Consider the following 18745-nt stretch of genomic DNA (forward strand, 5'->3'; position numbering starts at 1 on the left):
GGCACATGTCCGACACCCACACCGAAACGACGGCAACGACCCGGCACGCACGGGGGCCGCTCGCGCTCGTCAAGCACCTCCGCGGAGCGGGGTTTACCGTGATCGATGCGGATAGCCACGAGCCGATCGGCCGAGTCGGCGAGGGACGCCAGCCTCACGCGCTCGCAGCCCACCCGGGCGGACGCTGGGCGTACGTCCCCTACATGGCGTCGAACGCGCTCGAGGTCGTCGATCTCCGGACGCTCTCCGTCGCGGACCGCGTCGAGACGGTCGGCACTGCGCCGGTGGGAGCGGTCCTGACCCGGACCGGACGGTACCTGTTCGTCAGCACCTACGGAGGGCTTCCCGGGGACGATCGGCCCGGACTCGCCGTCTTCCGTACGGACGGCGAACAGGTCGAACTGGTCGCGGAACTCCCGACGGGGAAGGCCGCCGGGCTGACGGTCGACGTCCGGAACGACGTCTGGGTCGCGCTGAAAGACGCCGACGAGGTCGTCCGCATCTCGGGGACGCCGCCGTTCGCGGAGCGCGACCGGTTCGCGGTCGCCGGTGGTCCCCAGGACCTGGCGTACGACCCGGCGTACGGACTGCTGGGCGTGAACGACGTCGACGCTGGAAGCGTCACGTTCGTGGACGCACTCGAGGCATCGGTGCTCGGCTCGGTTCCGGTTCCGAACCCGCGAGGGGGGACGGCCGTTCCGGCCAGCGATCGGTGGTTCGCCGGGAACACCGACGGAGACGGCGTCACGGTAGTCGACGTGAACGCGGTTCGACGCGACGACACCGATTCGACGGCCGTCGAACACGTCCCGCTGGGAACGGCCACCGCCTTTACCGACGCGACCCCCGACGGGGCGCTGGTCGCCGTCGACGCGTACGACGACGACCGCGTCACGTTCCTCGAGCCGGCGACCCTCGAGATCGTCGCGCGGGTCGAAACTGGCCCGACGCCCCGTCATCCGCAGTTCAGCGCGGACGGGCGGGTCTGTTACGTTCCGAGCGTCGACGGCGACGCGGTGACCGTCATCGATGTCGACGCGATCCGCTCGACGGGTGATTCCCCCCACGATCCGATCGTGACGAAGATAGATTTGCCCGACGGGGCCGGGCCTGCGGGCTGTTTCCGTACCGACAGAGGGAGATATCCATGACTTTCGATACCGATAGCGCAGCCGTCGCGACCGAAGGATCGTCCCGCACGCCGACGATCGTCAAGAACGCCGCGAGCAGCCACTTCAGCGCGGTCGCCCTCTCCGAGGGTGAGGTCCTCGCAGCGGTCGGCGAGGGACGGTACCCGCACACGGCGCTGTTCCATCCGGACGCACCGGTCGCGTACCTGCTGTACATCGCCAGCGCCCATCTCGAAGTCCTCGACCTCGAGCGCCTGGAGACCGTCCAGCGCGTCGACCGGCTCGGAACGATGCCCGTCGGGAGCGCGCTGGGCCCCGGCGGCGACTCGCTGTTCGTCGGGACTGCGGTCGACCTGCCGACGGCGTCCGATCCGGGCGTTATCGCGTTCGATATCGACGAGGACGGCCGACTCGAGCCTGCGGGCACGCGGCCGCTCTCGCGGAGTTCCGGCATGCGGATCGGCCCGGACGACCGCCTCTACGTGGGCCAGAAGATCGAGGACGAAGTCGCCGTGCTCGGCGCGGACCCCCGGCTCGAGGTCGAGGCGCGGATCCCCGTCGGCGCGGAGCCACACGACCTGTACGTACTCGACGACGACGGGCTCCTGGTCGTCAACCACGCCGGCGGCTCGTCGGCCTCCTTCGTCGACGCGGCCGCCGAGCGGGTCCGCTGTACCGCCGAGACGGGGACGAATCCGCACGGTTTCGCCGTCGCGGACGGGCCCGAGTATCGGTACGGGCTGTTCCCGGCCCGCGAGGACGACCGCGTCGCCGTCGTCGATCTCGAGGCGGCCGCGGCGGGCGAGGCGTCGTCGACCGAAACGCTGCTCGACGTCGAAACGACGACCGGTTTCGCCGGCGTGAGGCCGGACGGCCGCTACGCCATCGTCGACTCCTACGACGAGCAGTTCGTGACGATCCTGAACCTGACCGACCTGTCCGTCGCCGGTCGCGTCGAGATCGGCGGGGAACCGCTCCACGTCGTCTTCGGCCCCGACGGCGAGGAGTGTTACGTCGGGAACATGGAGCGGACCGACCTCGCGGTGCTCGACACGCGACCGCTTGCCGACGATCGTCCGGCGGACGTCGCAGTCGGCCGCCGAATCGACGGGTTCGGGGAGAAACCGAGCGGCATCTTCCGCCCGGAGGTGGACCAATGATCGATCTCACACGACTCATCAGAGGACTCGACAACCGACCGGAACAGATCCGTTACGAGAAGCGCCGCGCGAGCGACGCCCTCGTCCCGCTGGTCGTCTGGAATACGACCCCCGCGTGCAACCTGCGGTGCAAGCACTGCTACTTCGGGGCCTGCGACGAGCGCGACAGCGAGGAGCTGTCGACCGCCGAGGCCAAGGCCTTCATCGACTCGCTGGCCGCGGTGAACGTGCCGGTACTCGTCTTTAGCGGCGGGGAACCGTTCTTCCGCGACGACATCGCCGAACTCACCCGGTACGCCTCGGAACGGGGATTGCGTCCGATCGCCTCGAGCAACGGGACCTTCCTCACCGAGGAACGCGCCCGAGACGTGGCCGACGCGGGGATGCAGTACGTCGGCGTCTCCCTGGACGGCGTCGGGGCGACGAACGACGAGTTCCGCGGCGTCGACGGGGCCTTCGAGCGAGCCCGCAACGGACTCCGCAACGCCCGTGACGCCGGGATGGGGACGGGGATCCGGTGTACGATGACCCAGGGAACCGTCGACGACGTCCCCGCGGTGATCGATCTCGCCGTCGAGGAGGGGATCGACCGCGTCAACCTCTTTCACCTCATCTACTCCGGACGCGGCGGCGACATCACCGACGCCGACCTATCGTTCGAGCGCACGCGTGAAATCGTGGACTACCTCTACGAGCGAACCAAAACGCTCGCCGAGACCCACCCCGACATGCAGATCCTGACTGCCGGCAACTACGCCGACGCGGTCTACCTCTACCACCGGATTCGAGAGGACATGCCGGCCCACGCCGAACGGGCTCGGGAACTCCTGTTCGACGACGGCCCCGGTCGAGTGGTCAAGAACGGCGACGCCGGCCCGAAGGTCGTCAACGTCGACCACCGCGGCGACGTCCACCCGAGCATGTTCCTCTCGCAGTACACGCTCGGGAACGTCCGCGAACAGTGCCTCGACGAGATCCTCGCCGAAAGCGATCTCTGGTCCGAGCTGGCCGAGCCGACCGACCACCTGAACGGGAAATGCGGCCGCTGTCCGTGGAAGGAGGTCTGTGGCGGCAACTCCCGTGCCCGCGCCGCCGCGGTCTACGACGACCTCTGGGCCGAGGATCCGCGGTGTTATCTCACCGACGCCGAGTACAGGACGGCGGAACTCCCGCCCGAACACACGCCTCGGGTCGACGCGCCCGTAGTACTTGAGTAGACAGATGCACGCACCCGACTTGGCACCCACCGACGCGAGAACCGACCTCGACTCGGCGACGGTCGCGACGATGCCAAAGAGCGTCCGCCGGCTCGCGTGTTGCCGGGTCAGTTGCGCCACGCACTCGACGGACGAGTTGGGAGCGATCCGGCCGGCCGAACCGCTCGAGGTTGCCCGTCGGATCGCAGGACACGACCGCGTCACTGAGGCGGTCGTCCTCTCGACGTGCAACCGGGTGGAGGCGTACTGCAGCACTCGGACGCCGGCGGATCGGGACGAGGGGCTTCGCGTCGCACGCGAGGCGCTCGGCGATCCCGACGGCGCGCGGACGGAGACGGGGCTCGACGTCGTCGACCACCTGTTCCGCGTCGCCTGCGGACTCGAGAGCACCGTCGTCGGCGAGGCTCACGTCCTCGGACAGCTCCGTCGAACGTTCGAAACGGCACTCGAGGCGGGGCTCGCCGGCGGCGTGGTGACGCGGACGGCGGACGCAGCCGTCTCGGTGGGACGGCGCTGCCGCGACGAGACCGACATCAACGAGGGGACGGTCAGCTACGGGAGTGCGACCTGTGAGCGACTCGAGGCTCGCGGCCGAGTGCCGGACCGCCTCGTCGTCGTCGGCGCGGGTGAGATGGCGACCTCGGTCGCGAAGGCAGCCACGCATCGATGGGAGAGTCGCGTCGACGTCGTCAACCGCTCGAGCGCGCCGGAGATAGTCACGGCGGACGGGAAATACTGGCCGCTCGAGTCGCTGGGAGCGGCGATAGCCGACGCGGACGCCGTCGTGACGGCGACGGGCGCGGCGGACCCAGTGGTGACCGCCGAAACGATGCGGGAACTCGAACGCGAGACGGTCGTCGTCGACCTGGCGAACCCGCCGGACGTCGCCGAGGCGGTTCGACACTCCGCCGTTCCGGTCATGGATCTCGACGAAATCCAGGCCGGGATCGAGGCGGCCGTCTCGGGTCGGCGGGACGCGATCCCGGCAGTCGAAGCTGCGGTGACCGACGCGGTCGCGTCGTTCGTCGATCGGGAACGCGAGAACCGCGCCGAGGACACGCTCCGGGGCCTCCACCGCACTGCGGCGACGATTCGTGAGCGCGAACTCGAGCAGGCGCGGACCCGCCTCGAGAACGGGGACGACCCCGAGGCCGTCTTGGACGACTTCGCCAGCGCGCTGACCGGGTCGCTCCTCGGGACGCCGACCGAACGCCTTCGGACGGCTGCACGCGACGGCGACGATGCGATCATCGAGGCCACACACCGACTCTTCGATCTCGACGCCGACCTCGAGGAGTCGTGAGCCGGCGACCGCGTCTCCGGGACCGTCGTCGGCTGCAGCGACGAATCGACCGAGGAAGTCGCTTCGACGGCCACGACGGGCTATGGTCGAGCGACCGTCGGCTGTCGTAAGTCGACTATTGAAACTACTTCTGGTTTACTCCCCACAATACTGGAACCAATACCAGTTATATTTATACCAGGAATAGAAAGGGATGGTATGGATACCCACGACGGTCGCGGTCGGAGTCCCTCGAGGAGCCGTCGGGAGTTACTCGCTGGTGCGGGCGGCCTCACCGCGGGACTCGTCGGGACTGCGGGTTGTCTCGGCAGCACCGACGGGGTTCGGGTGCTCGCTGCGGGCAGCCTTGCTATCGCCCTCGAAGAGCGGATCGGCCCGGCGTTCGAAGCCGAGTCCGACGTCCACTACGAGGGCGAATATCACGGGACCAACGCGGTGTTGCGGCTGGTCGAGGACGGAACGAAGTATCCGGACGTCGTGATCGGAGCCGACATCGAACTCCTGCGGGATCGACTCTACCCCGACCACGCCGACTGGGACGCCTCGTTCGCGGCCAACGAGGTCGTGATCGCCTACGAACCGGAGACCGAGCTGGGGGCGTGTCTCGAGACCGATCGCCCGTGGTACGAGTGTTTCGGCGACGCCGACGAGGGGGCGATCGCGATCAGTGATCCGGATCTCGACCCGCTTGGCTATCGGGCGCTCCTCCTCTTCGAACTCGCCGAACGGGAACACGGGCTCGACGGGTTTCGCGACGCGATGGCCGACACAGTCGCTTACGTTCCCGACGAGACGCAACTGCTCGCCGATGTCGAGAGCGGGAATCGCGCCTGTGCGGTCGCCTACAGCAATATGGCGGCCGAGCGTGAGGTCGCCGTCCGCCGGCTCTCCGACGCGTACAACTTCGGTGCGCCCGCCGCCGCCGACCGGTACGCGCAGGCGAGTTACACGACCGCTGATGGCCACACTGTCGAGGGATCGCCCGTCGTCTACAACGCGACGGTCCGTACCGACGCGGACGATCCCGTGGCAGGACGGGAGTTCGTCGCGTTCCTCCTCGAGAACGACGACCTGCTCACCGAGTCCGGACTGCGCGTCGACGACTCGTTGCCGCGATTTCACGGCGATCCGCCGGAGGCGATCAAGCCGTGAGCAGCTCCAGTCCTGAGGGCCCTGATGACCATCGTCCCCGTTTTACTGCTAGCTTCGAGTGGCTCCCGACGGGGCTGGCCGTCCCGGCGCTACTCGGCGCAGTATTGCTCGCGTACTTCGTCGTCCCCGTCGCCGTCTTTCTGCTTCGAATGCGGGCGGTCGATCTCGTCGCCGGGCTCACGGATCCGACGATTCGGGACGCGATCAGAACCTCGCTGGTGACGGCCCCGGTTTCGACGACCATCGCGACCGTCTTCGGCGTCCCGCTGGCGTACGTCCTCTCGCGGGGCTCGTTTCGCGGCAAGCGGCTGGTCGAAGCGCTCGTCTTGCTCCCGCTCGTCGTCCCGCCGATCGTCGGCGGCGTGATGTTGCTGACCATCGTCGGTCGATACACGCCGATCGGCGCGGCCGCCGTGGCGCTCGGGATGCCGTTGACGGGAAGCCACGCCGGCGTCGTCCTCGCCCAGACGTTCGTCGCCGCGCCGTTTCTCGTCGTTACCGCCCGCGCGGGCTTCGACGGCGTCGATCCCCGCCTCGAGGAAGCCGCGCGGACGATGGGGTACGGGCCACTGCGAACGATACGACTGGTGTCGCTGCCGCTCGCGCGCAACGCCATCGCCGCCGGGATCGTACTGACGTTCGTCCGGGCGATCGGCGAGTTCGGCGCGACGATGATGGTCGCGTATTCACCGCGGACCATGCCCGTTCAGATCCGCGTCTCGTTTATCGCTCGTGGGATCGACGCCATCGTCCCCATCGCGCTCGCCTTGCTCGCGATCGCCGTGATCGTCGTCGTCGCCGTCCAGTTGCTGGTCGGAACGCCCAAGCAACACTGAGACGGACCGCATGATACGTCGTCGTGTGGCGCTTGTCGTCTCCTCCCTCGAACCCATCAAAACGCGTGTAATTCGCTCTGAGCGGTTCTAAGTGCTTTGGAAGTGGGGTTATGGAGTTCGTCGTCATATCCATGGGTGAGACTCATGACATCCATCGCAGACATCGAGATCCCGGCTGACGGAACCGGAACGGGCGAGCTGTTCGCGGCTGTCCCCTCCCTGACGTGCGAAATGGAACGGGTAATCGCCTCGAGCGGCCACGGGCTCTGGCTGTCGGGGCCCTCGCGCTCGGAGATCGAAGCGGCCCTCGACGAGGCCGCCGCGATCGGCACGTATTCCCGGATCAGCAGCGACGAGGACCGGTGGCTGTACGATATCGAGTTCGAACCCGACACCGTCGATCCGTTCGAGCTCACCCTCGAGGAAGGCGGGACGGTACTGAGCGCCGCCGCGTCGAACGGCACGTGGCTGCTCACCGTCCGCGTGGTCGACCGCGAGAGCGTGAGTTCGCTGTACGACCGCCTCGACGACAACGACGTCACGCCGACGATCGTCCGGCTTTTCGATCTCGCCGAGGAGAGCCACTCCCAGTGTGGGCTGACGGCCCGCCAGTACGAAACGCTGGTCGCAGCGATCGATCACGGCTACTTCGAGATCCCCCGCGAGGTCTCGATGCAGGAACTGTCCGAGGAACTGGGTATCTCCCACCAGGCCCTCTCCGAGCGACTGCGCCGGGCCTACCGCGCACTCGTCACGTCCGAACTCAACGTGACCGAAGAAGAGACCGCCGCACCGCCGATCCCGTCGAACTGAGTGCCCTCGAGGGAACGGCGTTCGTCCGACGGTCGAAGCGATGGGTTTCGCCGGTCGGTCCGTTGATCGCCGATCGGTCGACTGAACGAACTCGACACCGTTGTTCCAGAGGGGAAGTCTCCAACAGTTAATATCCGGCCGACCAACACCTGCGGCATGGAGATCAACAGCGACGACGGCGTGTTGCGACTGGCGTTCGACCGACCCGCTGCGCTCAACGCGCTCACGATGGAGACGGCCGACGAGCTAGCCGACGAGATCGAAGCCGCCACGCCCGAGGCGTACGACGCGATCGTCATCACCGGCAACGGCGACGCGTTCAGCGCCGGGGGCGACCTCGAGTCGATGGCGGAAACGCCCGACTCCTCGAAGGCAGCCTACGAGCGGGTCACCGAAACCTTCGGCCGCGTCGTCGAAGCGATGCTCGAGTGTCCGGTTCCGATCGTCGCGAAGGTAAACGGCGACGCCATCGGTGCCGGACTCTCGATCGTCGCGCTCGCGGACATCGCCTACGCCGCCGCCGACGCGACGTTTTCCTGTGCGTTCGTCAGAGTGGGCCTGATTCCCGATACCGGCGGTACCGTCATCCTCCCGCACATCGTCGGACTGCGGGCCGCAAAGCAACTCGCGTTCACCGGCGAGTTCTTCGACGCCGAGCGTGCGGCCGACCTCGAGTTGATCAACGAGTCGGTCCCCGCCGACGAACTCGACGATCGCGTCGCCGAAACCGTCGCGGGACTTGCCAGCGGCCCGACGGCCACAATCGGCATGATGAAACAGGCCATGCACGAGAACATGGGTCGCGCCTGGGACGACGCGCTCGACTACGAGAACCTGCTGCAGGCACAGGCCCGGACGTCGGACGCCCACGAGGAAGGTGTCACTGCGTTCCTCGAGGACCGGGAGCCGGAGTTCGAGTAATCGCCTCCTCCGACTCCGTTTCGGCACCGAGACTCGAGTCCGACCGCCCGGTCGCAAGCGCGCGCAAGCACCACGACCTTGCGCGGCTCGACCGTCGATGACACTGTAATGACCCCACAATTTACCGACGACGACGTCGGCAAACGCGTCGTCAACGCCGGCGGTGACGAGGTCGGAATGGTCGCAGCCGTCGAACACGGGACGGCTCACGTCGAACCGGACCCCGGAATCACGGACTCGATCAAGGCAACGCTCGGCTGGAGCGATAGCGGGGCCGATACCTACCCGCTTCAGGAAGAGGCGGTCAGTCGCGTCACCGACGACGAAATCCACCTCGAGGGTGACCTCTCCGGTGTCGGCGCGTCCGGCGGGACCGGCGAGATGGACACCGGGACCGGCACGGCCGGTTCCGGGACGGGACAGGATCGCGGTATCGACCGGGACGACGACGATATTAGCGGCTCGGACGACGAGGGGCTGATCCGCGACGACGATGACGACGACCTCCTCGGCGACGACGACCGAAGCCGGTAACACCGTTTCGAACCTCTTTCGGCGACGCCGCATCGAGTTCGAGGAGCGACGGTTCGACGGCCCGAGTCGGCATCGAGTCCCGCCTCGAGCGGCGGAACGACGCGGATCGTCGATCGGACCGGCTGATCAGTCCTCCTCTTGCTCCTCGTTTTCGTCGCTGTGGTCCAGTTCGGACAGTCCGTGCGTGTCCTCGCTTTCGCCCGTCTCGTCGGCCCGATCCATCTCACCGCCACTTCGGCCCTCGGGTAGCTCCTCGCCAGCCTCTCGAGAATCTCGGGCTTCCGACCGTGCACGCTCCTCCTGGTGACTCCGTGCAGTCGGTCGTCCTCCCTGCTCGCGGTGTTCCGTCTCGATGCGCTGTGAGTACTGGTCCGTAACCCGTCCCTGACCGGTCGTCCGTGGCTGCGATGACGCCCCCCGTTGCGGTGGCTGAGACGATTCCCGTCCCTGCATCGGTTGTCCGTACTCGCTGGCGCGTCCGCCCTGTTCACTGCCCCGAGGCTGGCCACCCTGCTGGCTCTGGGGTCCCCGTTGCCCGGACCGTGGCTGTGGTTCCTGCGAGTGACGCTGCGGCCGCCCTTCCTGGACGTATTGCCCGTGCTGTTCGAACTGGCCGGTCGTGTGTGTTCGATCCGACTCCTGTGGCGGGCCGCCGGATCGACTCCGTTGGGACCCACCCAGCCTGTCCTGCTGGCTCCGACGCTCCTGAGGGGTGGTGTCCGACTGTCCCGAGCGTGTCTGCACTCCCGTCATCGGTCGTTGCTGGAAGCCGGCGGCGCTCGCCGATTCGCCGCCGTACTCCCGTGGTGAGACCCACTCGCCGATCCCAGCGGAACGTTGTGGCTGCGATCGCTCGCTCGAGGCACGCCCCTCGCCCGGCTGTGGCCGTGGCACGTCGCTCGGTCGCTCAGTGCTGGTCTGTTCCCCGGCAAGTTGCTGTCCGCCGGCCTGCTGACTCCGCATCTGCTGGTCGGCCATCCGACCGCCCGTCTCGTGTCGGCGTGGTTCCGCTTCGCTGGCCCGACCCTGTCCGATCGGCTGCGAGCCCATCTCCTCCATCTGGGGCTGTGTGGCCGCCTGCATGCCCTTTTCCATCGCCCGCTCCATCTCCGGCACGACGGCCTCCATCCCCTGGAGATAGCTCTGGACCATCGATTCGGTGAACTGCGAACCCGGCGCGCTCTCGAGGATCGTTTTCGTCATTTCGAGGCCCTGTCGCTGGGCAGTTTCCTGCCACTCGAGTGCACTCAGCGTCATGCGGGCCATATTGCGCTGGAGGTCGATCAGCTGTTCTATCGTCTGCTGACCCTGGTTCATCGTCGACTGTGCCATCCGCTCCGTGTCCCTGTCCGTGTTCCGGGACTGCTGCCGTTGCTGGTCTCTCATACCACTCACCTGAGGATCCGTCGCCGCTGTCGATCCTCGGTTACGACTGAGCCCAACCGAGACGCAAATAAAGGGAGTCGTCGGTTCCAGTCGGTAGTACGTCACCAATTCGCCGTAACGAGCTGTCGCTCATCAGTCAATTGGCGAGACGATACCGGCGTCCCATCCCGGAGTAATCGATGCTGTCGCGGCGTCCGACAGCGTAATTACTGCTTGGGGAGCCGGCATCGAACCGAGAACCGGACGACGGCCGAGGCCGCGGTCAGCCGTCCGAGTCGGACGCCGGTTCGCCGTGTGTCACACCCTCCCGTTCGTCGGCCCGCATCCGGCGCAGCGCCGCGCGCCCGTTGCTCGCCTCGTAGCCGAAGAAGACCCCGTTGGCGTACTCCTCGGCGACTTCGGTCGCGTGGATCAGGTCGTCGACATCGACGTTTACCGCGTACAATTCGATATTAAACGGCGTCTCGAGGGCGCTCTCGAATCCCTTTGCGATCGTCTCGAGCCAGTAGGTCGTCCCGTAGGCGGTGTCGTAGAGGGGGACGACGAACTCGTCGACGTACTCCTCGATGGCCGCGAGGTCGATGCCGGCGCGCTCGTAGAGGTGGCCGGGATACGGATCGGGATAGAGGGTCATGTAGACCGTTCCGGGGATGTGCTCGACCGCCTCCGCGACGAAGTCGGTGATGACGCTCGCACGCCATTCCATGCGGTCGTCGTATCCGCTCGCTTCGAACTCCTGCTCACAGACGCCACAGCGACAGTATTCCGCGCGCGGAAACCCGATGTCGTCGAGGCGTACGTCCTCGTTTTCTTCGACGCAGTCGTCGATGACCTCGAGCAGTCCCTCCCGGTAGTCAACTCGAGTCGGACAGATGTACGCCCAGTCGAAGTACGACCGCTCCCGATCGGCCGGTCGGCCCATGTCGTCGACGGGGACCAGCGACGGATCGGCGTCGGCCGCGGCGTTGTCGCCGAAACAGGAGATCATGTTGACCCCGTCGGCGATCGGTTCGGCGGACCGGCCGGTCACGTCTTTGACTTCGTAGAACCCGCGGTCGAACTCCGGCCACCGTACTTCTTCGGCGTTCCGAGTGACGACGCCGTACATAACTCAGTGTACGACGCCGGCACCGTAAGCCGTTCGGAATCGTGCGTTATTCTTCGGTCGGTTCGTAGTCGACTTCGACGTCCGACGAGCCGCCAACGGTGAGTTTGTAGAGGACGGCGACGACGAACAGGGCGAGTACGATTTTGACGGTACGTGACATGTCCGTTGGAGCGTTCGGTCGGAACACACTTAGAGATTCTGGATAGTCGTCAGTCTCGGAAAAAAGCGCGCTCGCCGTGGCCCCACGTATCGATCAGCGACGCGATCTCCTCTCGAACGATCGTCTCACAGTACGAACAGCGAACGCCATCCTCGAGCACGGTAAAGCGGGACGTGACCGGTTCGTCGCCGGTCGTGATACAGCCGGCGTTCGGACAGGAGAGCACGCCCTCGACGACGTCGGGTCGTTCGACGCGGTGTTTCTCGACGACGTCGTAGTCCCGAACGATGTTGATCGTCGCGTCGGGCGCGATCAGCGAGAGGACGTCGACCTCGTCCTGGCTCAGCTCGCGCCCTTCGACCTTGACGATGTCCTTGCGTGCGAGCCGATCGGAGGGGACGTTCATCCCGACGGACACCTCTTCGCCCTCGCTGCCGTCGATCCCGAGGATCGCGAGGACGTTCAGCGCCTGCCCGCCGTGGACGTGATCGATGACGGTGCCATCGCGGATCTTGCTCACCCGCAGTTCGTGGTCGTCGTTGCCGTCGTGGTGATCGTGATCGTTACTCATCGTTATCACCGCCGATACGCTTGTCGTCGCTCAAGAGCAGATCCAGCAGCGCCATTCGGACCGGAACGCCGTTGTGTGCCTGTTGGAAATACGCGGCGTAGTCGGTCTCGTCGATCTCGGGCGCGATCTCGTCGACTCGTGGGAGCGGATGCATCACGGTTAACTCGTCGCTTGCGGCCTCGAGCGTGTCGGCGTCGATCTGGTACTCGCCGGCGACCTTCTGGTACTCGTTCTCGTCGGGGAAGCGCTCGCGCTGGATCCGCGTGACGTAGAGCACGTCGAGCGAGGGCAGGACCTCCTCGAGGGAGTCGTGTTCCTGAATCCCCGTGCCGTCCTGTCGCTGGTGGAGGTCGTAGACGACCTCGCGGGGCAACTGGAGGCTTTCCGGGCTGATGAAGTGCTGGCGGGTGTCGAAGTTCGTCAGCGCGTAGGCCAGCGAGTGGACGGTCCGACCGTACTTCAGGTCGCCCATGATGCCGATCGTCAGGTCGTCCAGACCGGCGTTCTCCCGGATCGTGTAGAGGTCGAGCATCGTCTGTGTCGGGTGGTGGCCAGCGCCGTCCCCGGCGTTTACCAGCGGGACGTCGACGAACTCGCTGGCCATCGTCGCCGCTCCCTGCTTGGGATGGCGCAAGACGAGCGCGTCGGTGTAGCCTTCGATGACCCGGACCGTGTCGGCGAGCGTTTCCCCTTTCTTCACGCTCGAGGACTCGATGGATCCCATGTCGACGATGTCGCCGCCGAGCCGTTTCATCGCGGTCTCGAAGCTCATCTTCGTCCGCGTGCTCGGCTCGAAAAAGAGCAGGCCGAGCAACGTTCCCGCGTGGCGGTCGGCGACGGTCGACGGGTCGGCGTCGATCTCGGCTGCGTAGTCGAGGACGGTCTCGATGTCTCCCCGAGAGAGTTGTTTGCTCGTGATGAGGTGATCGTGGCGCATTCGTTCGTGTAGGCTGTGGCGTGCCCCTTGAATCTCTCCATTCGGCACGGCGAACTTCTCGACTTCGAATCACCGATCGGCGGAAAATCATTGCATCCAGCTAGAGTGTATTGAAAGCAAAGAGTTATACAGCCGCTACAATAATAAGTCGTAATCGTATGGTCGGCCGGCTAGATACGGGAATCGACGTGTTGGACCGGAAGCTCGACGGCGGGCTCCCACCGGGGTGTATCGTCGCCTACACCGCCGAGCCAGCCAGCCAGTCGGAACTCCTCCTGTACGAACTCACGGCCGCACGCGGGACGCTCTATCTCTCGACCGAACGCTCCGACGACGCCGTCCGCCACGCCATCGACTCCTCGCCGTCGAGCGTCGGAAGCCCGACGGTCAGACACGTCACGAGCGACATGCCGCTCGAGGAGGCGACCCAGCTCATCGGTGCCTTACCCGACGGTGCCAACCTCATCATCGACACGATGGACGTTTTAGAGCGGTGTGACACCGACGAGTACGTCCGCTTTCTCAACGACCTCAAAGACAGGATGCTCGAGACGGGAAGCATCGCCGTGTTACACTGCCTGAAAGGCGACGACGAACCCCTAAACCGGGCACGGACCTACCACGCTGCCGACGCCGTCTTCGATCTCCGGACCGAGGTCGCCGGCACCGAACTCGAGAACCACCTGACGATCCCCAAGTTCCGCGGCGGCAGCCAGCCGACCGACGCGATCAAGCTCGAACTCATCGAGGAAGTGGCGATCGACACGAGCCGCGACATCGCGTGAGGAGCGTCGCCGCTCCCCCGGTACGGTCACGGCCCTTGCTCGGGCGTCGTAAACGGCGTAATCGCGGCGGTCAGCTCGGTTACCGTCGCCGTTCGCAGGATGGACGCGAACAGCAACGCGAGGGGGAAGACGCCCATTGCGACGGCCGTCGGAACGAGGACCACACGGATCGCTTCTCCGGAGGGCGGACCCCCGCGCGGTCATGGCGAACAGCGCAGCGATGGCGGTGTCGACGACCGGGACGCCGCCGTAGCGGACGTATCGCGAGAGCCGGGAACGTTCGATCCGCGGAGAGACCGGTTTGAAGTACTGGCCCGGTGCGGCCGCTACGTTCCGCGGGGGAAAAGGGAAGACGCACACGTCCGTGGTCGTCGTCAGGACGCGACAGAACGGCCCGCGATCGCTGGGGTTACTCTTCCGCGCCTTCGAGCTCTTCGACGATCTCGTCGGCATCGACGTCGGCGTCCTCGAGGGCCTCCTCGATGTCGCCGCCGCCCATACCGCCCATGCCGCCCATCATACCGCCCATGCCCATGCCACCCATGCCGTCGATGACTTCCTGGACGATGACGCGGTCGACGCCGACCTTCTCGATGATGTCCTGACCGATCTGCTGTTTGCCCATCATCCACTGCTGGTTCATCGTCATCTGGGGCGTGGCTTCCAGATAGAGCGTCTCCTTCTCGACCGTTTCGGTCTCGAACTCGGGTTCCGCGTCCTCGTCGGCGTCTTCGTCGGGTTCGACGGGAACCTCTTCCTCGACCTCGTCCGTCTCGATCCAGAGGTCGGGCTCCATCCCGAGGTACATCTCGAAGAGGCCGGCGGCCTGCTGTTCGCGGTCGTCGACCTCGTCGGCGACCGTGTACTCGTACTCGACGTCCTCACCAGCCAGCGGGTGGTTGAAGTCGACGCGGGCGCGGCCGCCGATGATCGTGCTGATGTAGCCCTGCTGGCCGTCGATCTGCACGTTGGCACCGGGATAGCGGTCGTCCTCGTCGATCTTCTCGGCGCTGACGGTCTGGACGTCGTCCGGGTCGTACTCGCCGAAGGCGTCCTCGGCGGGAACGGTCACGGTGCCGGAGTCGCCAGGTTCGGAGCCGATGACCGCCTGTTCGACGGCCTCGAAGATGTGGCCCTCGCCCAGAACGATCGTTCGCGGCTTGAACTCCTGGCCCTGGTCGTCGACACCCTCTTCCTCGGCGACCTCGGGGTCGGTCGTGTCGACCAGCTGTTCGTCCTCGGTGGTGTACGCGGTGTACTCGAGTTCGACGAAGTCGCCTTCCTGCAGCCCCTCGGCTTCGTCGGCGGTTTCCTCGGCTACTTCTTCGTCGACGTCATCGGCCTGCTCCTCGAGCTCGGCCTCTTGATCCTCAGTCATACGTTGTACGTCCCGCCGTCGACATTTAAGTACGACGTTTTCGAGCGAGAGCGACCGATACTTATTATAGCTCTACCTCCCCCCGAGCATGTACGAGGTCGAAGTGAAGGTCCCCGCCGATCTCGAGACCGTCCGAGACCGCCTCGTGGCCCTCGAGGCGACGCCACGGGGTGCCGTCGTGCAGGTCGACACCTACTACGACGCACCCCACCGGGAGTTCGCCGAAACCGACGAGGCACTTCGGATCCGGTCTGAGCGACCCGAGGACGGCGAGGCGGAGACCCGCGTCACCTACAAGGGACCACTGGTCGACGAGGAGTCCAAGACCCGCGAGGAAGTCGAGACCACCGTCGGGAACGGAGAAAAGACGGACGAGATCCTGACGAACCTCGGCTTCGAGCCCGCCGCGACGGTCCGCAAGGACCGCGAGCGGTTCGCGCTCGAGGAATACACCGTCACCCTCGATTCGGTCGACGACGTCGGCGAGTACGTCGAGGTCGAGACCGACGTCGAAGCCGAGACGGATCTCGAGGCGGCCCGCGAGGGGGCCTACGAGGTTCTCGAGCGACTGGGACTCGATCCAGACGACCAGCTCCGGACCTCCTATCTCGGCTTGCTGCTCGCCGCCGACGATAGTAGCCACTGACAGTCAGTGCAGACTACTCGCGCGACGGCGTTGCGAGTAGTGTGTCAATCGTTTCGGTGGCTACTGGAGGCTGTCCGCCGATCGCGACATAACCTGCAGGCATTTTCTGTCCCGTATCTGTTTCCGCAAGTTATACGAACTCGCTCCGTCAAGTCCCGACAATGAGCGAGCGGAACATCCGGATCGAGTCCATCGACCGGCAAGCGGTCGAGGACCAGGAGGTCGAGATCGTCGAACGAAAGGGTATCGGACATCCAGACTCCATCTGTGACGGGATCGCCGAGAGCGTCGCCGGGGCGCTCGCACGCGAGTATCTGGACCGCGTCGGCGAAGTGTTACACTTCAATACCGACGAGACCCAACTCGTCGCGGGCGAGGCCGCGCCCGCGTTCGGCGGCGGTGAAGTCGTCGATCCGATCTATCTGCTGATCGTCGGCCGCGCGACGAAACACTACGACGGCCAGACCATCCCCGCCGAGACGATCGCGCTGCGAGCGGCACGGGAGTACCTCGAGTCCGAGATACCCCAACTGACCGTCGGCGAGGACATCGTCGTCGACGTCAAACTCGGCGAGGGCAGCGGCGACCTCCAGGAGGTCTTCGGCGAAGACGAAGTCAGCGTCCCGATGGCAAACGACACGAGCTTCGGCGTCGGTCACGCGCCACTGACCGAGACCGAGCAGATCGTCCTCGAGGCCGAACGGCGGCTGAACGGGGAGTACGCCGACGAAAACCCCGAACTCGGACCGGACGTGAAAATCATGGGCAAGCGCGAGGGCGACGAGATCGACGTCACCGTCGCGGCGGCGATGGTCGACGAGCACGTCGCGGATCTCGACGAGTACGTCGAGGCCGTCGAGTCCGTCCGGGAGTTCGTCGACGGCGTCGCACGCGAGTACACTGACCGCGCGGTCGAGGTCCACGTCAACACGGCCGACGACTACGACGAGGGTTCGATCTATCTCACGGTGACCGGAACCTCCGCCGAACAGGGCGACGACGGCTCCGTGGGGCGCGGTAACCGCGCGAACGGCCTCATCACACCCAACCGGTCGATGTCGATGGAGGCGACCAGCGGGAAGAACCCGGTCAATCACATCGGAAAGATCTACAACCTGCTCTCGACGGAGATCGCGGAGAGCGTCGTCGACGAGGTCGACGGCATCCGCGACCTTCGCGTGCGCCTCCTCTCCCAGATCGGTCGCCCGATCGATCAGCCCCACGTCGCCGACGTCCACGTCGTCACCGACGACGGGGTCGCGGTCTCGGACGTCGAGGCCGACGTCGAGGCGATCGTCGACCGGGAACTCGCGGACGTGACCGGGATCACCCGCAGCGTGATCGAGGGCGAACTCTCGACGTTCTGAACGAACACGCCGCGTTTTCTTCGACTAGCGTCGCGATGGACGCCAGTGGGAATCGAACCAGCGAGTGACTGCACGTGCCCGACTCGAGTTCCGAATCGACTGCCAGATCCGTCGTCTACGCCGTCGTCGCGAGTACCTTCTTCGTCGGCTTCGGCGGCGGCGTCGTCTTCCCGATTCTCCCGAACCTCGGCGAAGTACTGGGGATTTCGGCGTTCATGGTCGGCGTCATCCTCTCGGCGAATCGCTGGACGCGACTGGTGGCCAACGGGCCGGCGGGCGTGCTCGTCGACCGGATCGGGACCCGGAAACCGTTCGTCGTCGGCCTGGCGATCGAGGGACTCGCGACCGTCGGCTACGTGGTCGCCATCCGGTCTTCGATGCCCGAACTCTGGTTCGTTCTCGCGCGAATCACGTGGGGCATCGGCAGCGCGCTCGTGTTCGCGACGGCGTACACGATCACCGCCGACGTCAGCGAGGCCAGCTCGCGTGGGACGAGCATGGGCATCGTCCGAGCCGGGATCACGTTCGGGTTCCCCGCGGGCATGGTGCTCGGCGGCATCGTCAGCGAGGTGTACAACAACGCCACGGCGTTCGCCATCGCGGCCTCCTTCGCCGGTCTGGCGAGCGTCATCGCCTACTTCATCGTCCCCGAAACCCACGTCGAGTCGACCGACTCGTCGATCAACCCGCTGGACTTCGAGACGACCCTCCCCGCACTGACCGTCGGCCTCGTCAACTTCGGGCTCTACTTCGCGTACATCGGCGTCCTCTTTTCGACGCTCGTGTTGTACCTCGAGGCCGAGTCACTGACGCTCTCCGTCGCGTTCGCGGGGTACGGTATCGACTACGGCGAACAGGGGACGTCCGGACTGCTGATGGCGGTGTCCGCCCTCTCGGGAGCGGTCTTTACGATTTCGGGCGGGAAGATCAGCGATTCGGTCGGCGCTCGCATGCCGGTCTTGCTGGCCTTCCTCGCGACCAGCTGTGCCGGGTTCGTCGTGCTCACGCTCGCACCCTCCTTCGGTGCCGTCGTCGTCGCGTGTGTCCTCATCGGTGCGGGGCAAGGTGGCGTCGGCGGTCCGCTGACGGCCCTGCTCGCGGATCTCACTCCCGAAGAGCGGATGGGGAGAGCGATGGGAACCAACAACATATTCGGCGACGTCGGCGGCGGCCTCGGCCCCCTCGTCTCGCTGCCCGTGGCCAGCGCGGTCGGCTTCGACCTGTTGTACGCGCTCAGCGCGATCGTTCCCCTGGTCGCCGGTACCGTGCTCGTCGTCGGTATCTACTCCTACACGGGCAGTCTGAGCCCGACGGTCGAGGAATCGTTCGTTTGACCGTTCG

19 protein-coding genes are annotated in these 18745 nt (G+C 66.0%); 13 read left to right on the plus strand and 6 right to left on the minus strand.

Annotated elements, in window-relative coordinates:
- The first annotated feature begins 5 nt into the window (after positions 1–5).
- The 9 genes from J0X27_RS15615 to J0X27_RS15655 all read left to right on the plus strand — a co-directional run bounded on the left by J0X27_RS15615 (position 6) and on the right by J0X27_RS15655 (position 9066).
- Positions 6–1151, plus strand: a complete 1146-nt coding sequence (locus J0X27_RS15615; RefSeq protein ID WP_207270067.1) for a cytochrome D1 domain-containing protein — start codon at positions 6–8, stop codon at positions 1149–1151.
- Entirely contained in the window at positions 1148–2290 is a 1143-nt protein-coding gene (locus J0X27_RS15620; protein ID WP_207270068.1) for a YncE family protein, read from the plus strand. Before J0X27_RS15615 ends, J0X27_RS15620 begins: the two co-directional genes overlap by 4 nt.
- The gene (locus J0X27_RS15625) at positions 2287–3507 is read left to right on the plus strand and encodes a radical SAM/SPASM domain-containing protein (RefSeq protein WP_207270069.1); all 1221 of its coding nucleotides are present in this window, start codon (positions 2287–2289) and stop codon (positions 3505–3507) included. The genes J0X27_RS15620 and J0X27_RS15625 overlap by 4 nt, the downstream gene beginning before the upstream one ends.
- A gap of 4 nt (positions 3508–3511) precedes the next feature.
- Complete coding sequence (hemA, locus tag J0X27_RS15630; RefSeq protein WP_207270070.1) at positions 3512–4810, plus strand: glutamyl-tRNA reductase; 1299 nt, start codon at positions 3512–3514, stop codon at positions 4808–4810.
- Positions 4811–5008: 198 nt separating this feature from the next.
- The gene (locus J0X27_RS15635) at positions 5009–5962 is read left to right on the plus strand and encodes an extracellular solute-binding protein (protein WP_207270071.1); all 954 of its coding nucleotides are present in this window, start codon (positions 5009–5011) and stop codon (positions 5960–5962) included.
- Positions 5959–6798, plus strand: coding sequence for an ABC transporter permease (locus tag J0X27_RS15640; RefSeq protein ID WP_224214548.1), 840 nt, complete (start codon positions 5959–5961; stop codon positions 6796–6798). The genes J0X27_RS15635 and J0X27_RS15640 overlap by 4 nt, the downstream gene beginning before the upstream one ends.
- Before the next feature lie 144 nt (positions 6799–6942).
- On the plus strand, positions 6943–7611 hold the full coding sequence (locus J0X27_RS15645) for a helix-turn-helix domain-containing protein (protein WP_207270072.1): 669 nt from the start codon (positions 6943–6945) through the stop codon (positions 7609–7611).
- A gap of 156 nt (positions 7612–7767) precedes the next feature.
- Positions 7768–8532, plus strand: a complete 765-nt coding sequence (locus J0X27_RS15650) for an enoyl-CoA hydratase/isomerase family protein (RefSeq protein ID WP_207270073.1) — start codon at positions 7768–7770, stop codon at positions 8530–8532.
- Between the two features lie 108 nt (positions 8533–8640).
- Complete coding sequence (locus J0X27_RS15655) at positions 8641–9066, plus strand: hypothetical protein (RefSeq protein WP_207270074.1); 426 nt, start codon at positions 8641–8643, stop codon at positions 9064–9066.
- A gap of 126 nt (positions 9067–9192) precedes the next feature.
- Here the strand turns inward: J0X27_RS15655 and J0X27_RS15660 are convergent, their stop codons facing one another.
- The 4 genes from J0X27_RS15660 to pyrB form a co-directional block, all read right to left on the minus strand.
- Positions 9193–10452, minus strand: a complete 1260-nt coding sequence (locus tag J0X27_RS15660; protein WP_207270075.1) for a hypothetical protein — start codon at positions 10450–10452, stop codon at positions 9193–9195.
- 262 nt (positions 10453–10714) lie between these two features.
- Positions 10715–11560, minus strand: coding sequence for a hypothetical protein (locus J0X27_RS15665; protein ID WP_207270076.1), 846 nt, complete (start codon positions 11558–11560; stop codon positions 10715–10717).
- A 209-nt stretch (positions 11561–11769) separates the two neighbouring features.
- A complete protein-coding gene (pyrI, locus tag J0X27_RS15670) occupies positions 11770–12291 on the minus strand; it encodes an aspartate carbamoyltransferase regulatory subunit (protein WP_097381605.1) in 522 nt (173 codons plus the stop codon).
- Complete coding sequence (pyrB, locus tag J0X27_RS15675) at positions 12284–13228, minus strand: aspartate carbamoyltransferase (protein WP_207270077.1); 945 nt, start codon at positions 13226–13228, stop codon at positions 12284–12286. The genes pyrI and pyrB overlap by 8 nt, the downstream gene beginning before the upstream one ends.
- A gap of 158 nt (positions 13229–13386) precedes the next feature.
- Between pyrB and J0X27_RS15680 the strand changes: the two genes are divergently transcribed.
- The gene (locus J0X27_RS15680) at positions 13387–14013 is read left to right on the plus strand and encodes an RAD55 family ATPase (protein WP_207270078.1); all 627 of its coding nucleotides are present in this window, start codon (positions 13387–13389) and stop codon (positions 14011–14013) included.
- 26 nt (positions 14014–14039) lie between these two features.
- Here J0X27_RS15680 and J0X27_RS15685 read toward each other — a convergent pair whose 3' ends face one another.
- On the minus strand, positions 14040–14177 hold the full coding sequence (locus tag J0X27_RS15685) for a DUF7972 family membrane protein (RefSeq protein WP_207270079.1): 138 nt from the start codon (positions 14175–14177) through the stop codon (positions 14040–14042).
- Between the two features lie 245 nt (positions 14178–14422).
- Positions 14423–15391: an FKBP-type peptidyl-prolyl cis-trans isomerase gene (locus J0X27_RS15690; RefSeq protein WP_207270080.1), complete on the minus strand. Its 969-nt coding sequence runs from the start codon at positions 15389–15391 to the stop codon at positions 14423–14425.
- 88 nt (positions 15392–15479) lie between these two features.
- Between J0X27_RS15690 and cyaB the strand changes: the two genes are divergently transcribed.
- The 3 genes from cyaB (at position 15480) to J0X27_RS15705 (ending at position 18738) form a co-directional block, all read left to right on the plus strand.
- Positions 15480–16037 (plus strand): class IV adenylate cyclase, encoded by a 558-nt coding sequence (gene cyaB, locus J0X27_RS15695; protein WP_207270081.1) that lies wholly within the window; start codon positions 15480–15482, stop codon positions 16035–16037.
- 161 nt (positions 16038–16198) lie between these two features.
- Complete coding sequence (locus J0X27_RS15700) at positions 16199–17404, plus strand: methionine adenosyltransferase (RefSeq protein ID WP_207270082.1); 1206 nt, start codon at positions 16199–16201, stop codon at positions 17402–17404.
- 74 nt (positions 17405–17478) lie between these two features.
- Entirely contained in the window at positions 17479–18738 is a 1260-nt protein-coding gene (locus J0X27_RS15705; RefSeq protein WP_207270083.1) for an MFS transporter, read from the plus strand.
- The last annotated feature ends 7 nt before the right edge of the window (positions 18739–18745 follow it).

Origin of the sequence: Natrinema longum (genome assembly GCF_017352095.1) — an archaeon.
Lineage (GTDB): Archaea > Halobacteriota > Halobacteria > Halobacteriales > Natrialbaceae > Natrinema > Natrinema longum.

Bases quoted from the DNA above. Each gene is read 5' to 3' on its own strand.
- J0X27_RS15615 (WP_207270067.1), top strand. From the start codon at position 6: ATGTCCGACACCCACACCGAAACGACGGCAACGACCCGGCACGCACGG.
- J0X27_RS15620 (WP_207270068.1), top strand. From the start codon at position 1,148: ATGACTTTCGATACCGATAGCGCAGCCGTCGCGACCGAAGGATCGTCC.
- J0X27_RS15625 (WP_207270069.1), top strand. From the start codon at position 2,287: ATGATCGATCTCACACGACTCATCAGAGGACTCGACAACCGACCGGAA.
- hemA (WP_207270070.1), top strand. From the start codon at position 3,512: ATGCACGCACCCGACTTGGCACCCACCGACGCGAGAACCGACCTCGAC.
- J0X27_RS15635 (WP_207270071.1), top strand. From the start codon at position 5,009: ATGGATACCCACGACGGTCGCGGTCGGAGTCCCTCGAGGAGCCGTCGG.
- J0X27_RS15645 (WP_207270072.1), top strand. From the start codon at position 6,943: ATGACATCCATCGCAGACATCGAGATCCCGGCTGACGGAACCGGAACG.
- J0X27_RS15650 (WP_207270073.1), top strand. From the start codon at position 7,768: ATGGAGATCAACAGCGACGACGGCGTGTTGCGACTGGCGTTCGACCGA.
- J0X27_RS15655 (WP_207270074.1), top strand. From the start codon at position 8,641: ATGACCCCACAATTTACCGACGACGACGTCGGCAAACGCGTCGTCAAC.
- J0X27_RS15660 (WP_207270075.1), bottom strand. From the start codon at position 10,452: ATGAGAGACCAGCAACGGCAGCAGTCCCGGAACACGGACAGGGACACG.
- J0X27_RS15665 (WP_207270076.1), bottom strand. From the start codon at position 11,560: ATGTACGGCGTCGTCACTCGGAACGCCGAAGAAGTACGGTGGCCGGAG.
- pyrI (WP_097381605.1), bottom strand. From the start codon at position 12,291: ATGAGTAACGATCACGATCACCACGACGGCAACGACGACCACGAACTG.
- pyrB (WP_207270077.1), bottom strand. From the start codon at position 13,228: ATGCGCCACGATCACCTCATCACGAGCAAACAACTCTCTCGGGGAGAC.
- J0X27_RS15680 (WP_207270078.1), top strand. From the start codon at position 13,387: ATGGTCGGCCGGCTAGATACGGGAATCGACGTGTTGGACCGGAAGCTC.
- J0X27_RS15690 (WP_207270080.1), bottom strand. From the start codon at position 15,391: ATGACTGAGGATCAAGAGGCCGAGCTCGAGGAGCAGGCCGATGACGTC.
- cyaB (WP_207270081.1), top strand. From the start codon at position 15,480: ATGTACGAGGTCGAAGTGAAGGTCCCCGCCGATCTCGAGACCGTCCGA.
- J0X27_RS15700 (WP_207270082.1), top strand. From the start codon at position 16,199: ATGAGCGAGCGGAACATCCGGATCGAGTCCATCGACCGGCAAGCGGTC.